2 protein-coding genes and 1 pseudogene are annotated in these 2672 nt (G+C 63.9%); 2 read left to right on the top strand and 1 reads right to left on the bottom strand.

What is annotated here, in order from left to right; all coding sequences use genetic code 11:
* Window positions 1-85: 85 nt before the first annotated feature.
* A complete protein-coding gene (locus D0C15_RS33790; protein WP_116052090.1) occupies window positions 86-265 on the bottom strand; it encodes a hypothetical protein in 180 nt (59 codons plus the stop codon).
* Window positions 266-814: 549 nt separating this feature from the next.
* Here D0C15_RS33790 and D0C15_RS33785 point away from each other — a divergent pair.
* Window positions 815-1267 carry a histone-like nucleoid-structuring protein Lsr2 gene (locus tag D0C15_RS33785; RefSeq protein ID WP_116052089.1) on the top strand — a complete coding sequence of 151 codons (453 nt, stop codon included), beginning with the start codon at window positions 815-817 and terminating at the stop codon, window positions 1265-1267.
* Between the two features lie 479 nt (window positions 1268-1746).
* Window positions 1747-2555, top strand: a pseudogene (locus D0C15_RS33780) (SAM-dependent methyltransferase).
* Window positions 2556-2672: the final 117 nt, after the last annotated feature.

Genomic DNA, 2672 nt, shown 5'->3' with positions numbered 1-2672 from the left:
CAGAGTGCCGCCCCACGCCCGACGACGGCAGGTGGGGCCACATCAAGATGCCGACCGATCCCGCAACCCAGCCGCCGGGGCCAGTTCAGAATGCCGAACCGGGGCCAATTCGGCTTGCCGAAATCAACTCATCCGCACTCTTGATCGAGGAGTTCCGGCGCGTGAAGAGATCCTCAATCGTGGTCAGGTCGAGCGTGTAGCCCCGCCTGGACAGGGAGTGAACAGCTACCTCGCCCAGGTCGAGCAGGGTGCGGGCATCATGCATGAGTTGCCTCGTCCTCGTCTCTACTTACTGCAGCACGTGTACGGACGGTAGCAAGTAGGGCACACGAATCTCGCGGGAATTCCCCGAGGTCCACATGCCACCCGCGGTTCCGCAGCAAAGCAGGATGCGTAACAGGTAACAAGTCAGTGCACGTACCCCTCCTGTCGCCACTGAGCAGCGGCTTCAGGGCTATGCCGGGCGCAGCAACACCTCAAGAAATCGACCGCTGCGATATGCGCCCGTACCCAATTGAGCACCGAGACGAACAGCCTTGCAGTGAGCAACGACAAGGCGCGGGCTCGACTGTTCCCGGACTCGCTGCTGAGCTATGGCTTTCCGCACCTGAAGTATGGCGCAATCGGGGCAGGGGCGTCCGCCCGCTTTGAGGTCAGCTGCGGAGCTGAGGGCGCTGGCGCTTGGGCGCCTGCCAGGACTGCAGCTCGTGCTGATTGCGCGAGTGTCATACCGCCGATCTGGTGAACTATCGGTAGGGTCGTTGCTGTTCCGCTGACGCGGCGCCCCTGCTCGACTTGGTGAAAGGCTGTCTTGATGGCTCAGAAGGTTCTTGTCGAAATCGTTGATGACCTCGACGGTGGCGAAGCGGCGCAGACGGTGCCTTTCGCCCTCGACGGGGTTCAGTACGAGATCGACCTCTCGGACGAGAATGCGCAGGCGCTGCGTGACACGTTCGAGCGCTACGTCGAGGCAGGCCTGCGCACGGGCGGGCGCAAGGTCCGGGTGGCGGCTGGTCAGTCGACAGTGGCCGGGAGCGGCCGCGCCACCACGTCGGCCGACCGCGAGCGCAACCAGCAGGTGCGCGCTTGGGCAGTAGAGAATGGTTACGCGATCGCTGAGCGCGGGCGCATCCCGAAAGAGATCTACGAAGCGTTCGACAATGGCGAGCCAGCCAGCTCCCAGCTCGTTGAACCGGAGCCGGTCGAGGAGGCTCCGGCCAAGTCGACGCGCAAGCGGGCACCAAGGAAGAAGAAGGCTGGCGTGTGACAGCTGTCCCTAGGACACGCGATGCGCACAAGGCGGAGACAGTTGACAGTCGTCGTCGGAATCAGCCCGGAGCAGTTGTAGGACCTTAAGGTGTGGCTTCGTCTGCCGCTGACCAACGCTGCAACAGACTCCGGTCGCTGCCCTACACCCTGTCCTGTTGCGGTATTGGCTGCGGGGGCTGGTTGGTTTCGGTGTGCTCGTCCCAGAAGCGGGGCCTACTGCTTGCAATCAGCTCTTGGCACTGCGGGCAGAGAACGCCGCCGGGCCCTACCTGCCGCTCGCCGCATTTCCAGCAATTTTTCGAATACTGATCCGCAGTTGGGCAGCATAGATCGGGTCTACGGCATCCGCCGGGTCTCTACGCCCGGCGCCGGTGCAGGTCACGGTGGGGTTGGAACTTGAGTGATTGCCCTGGGCGGCGTGACCCGCAAGGATCGGAGGGAACTCGAACGAGCGAACCGGACAGAGGGGACCCATACATGGCGCAACACGATTCCGGCGTCCTGGCGGACAGTCTGGACAAACCCAGCGCTGCGCGCATCTACGATTACTTGCTCGGCGGGAGCCACAACTACGCAATCGATCGCCAGTTCGCCGATCAGCAGTTGGCCCTCGACCCGGAGATCCGCACCCTCGCGCTGACCAACCGCGCCTTTTTGCGGCGCGCGGTCCAGTTCGCGCTCGCTGAGGGATTACCCAGTTCGTCGATATCGGCTCGGGGCTGCCCACTGGCAACAACGTGCACGAGATCGCGGAGGAGCACGCCCCCGGGCAGGCGCACGTGGTCTACATCGACAACGATCCGATCTGCCGGGCGCACAGCGAGATCCTCCTCGGCACAACCGCTGACCCTGCACGCCACGGCGCCATCTGCGCCGACTACCGCGACGCCGAACAGCTCTGGGAACAAGTACTGGACACAGGACTGATCGGCCCCAGCAAACCGCTCGCGCTGCTGACGGTCTCGCTGCTGCATTTCATCGACGACCCCGCGCCCGCATTGGCCTTCTACCAGTCACAGGTCCCGGCCGGTTCTCTGCTCGCCTTCAATCACGTGACCTTCGACCGGCCCGACACACCCGACAGCGCCGGGCAAATTGCCGACAACTACACCCAGCGCACCATCAACCAGGTCCACTCACGCACGACGCCACAGATCCGCGCGCTGGCCGGCGACTGGGAGATCGTCGAGCCCGGGCTCGTGCCCATCCAGGACTGGCGACCGCAGGAGCAGGATCCGGACACTTCCAATATGCACGCCACAATCCTGGGTGCCGTGGGTCCGTAACGCGAACGGTGTTTCCGGCGGTGTCGATTAGTAGGTCTCGGTCACCGGCCAGCGGTCACCGAAGGTGATGGAGAACGCGTTGATCACTGGCTTCCAACGCATCATCCATCGTGCCGC

Origin of the sequence: Amycolatopsis palatopharyngis, from assembly GCF_003385185.1 — a bacterium.
Taxonomy (GTDB): Bacteria; Actinomycetota; Actinomycetes; order Mycobacteriales; family Pseudonocardiaceae; genus Amycolatopsis; species Amycolatopsis palatopharyngis.
Note: the sequence above shows the minus strand (reverse complement) of the source record. Positions and strands in the feature narration are given on the sequence as shown.

What these genes read in the sequence shown, in the direction of transcription:
- D0C15_RS33790 (WP_116052090.1), bottom strand. Translation starts at nt 265, where the DNA reads ATGCATGATGCCCGCACCCTGCTCGACCTGGGCGAGGTAGCTGTTCAC.
- D0C15_RS33785 (WP_116052089.1), top strand. Translation starts at nt 815, where the DNA reads ATGGCTCAGAAGGTTCTTGTCGAAATCGTTGATGACCTCGACGGTGGC.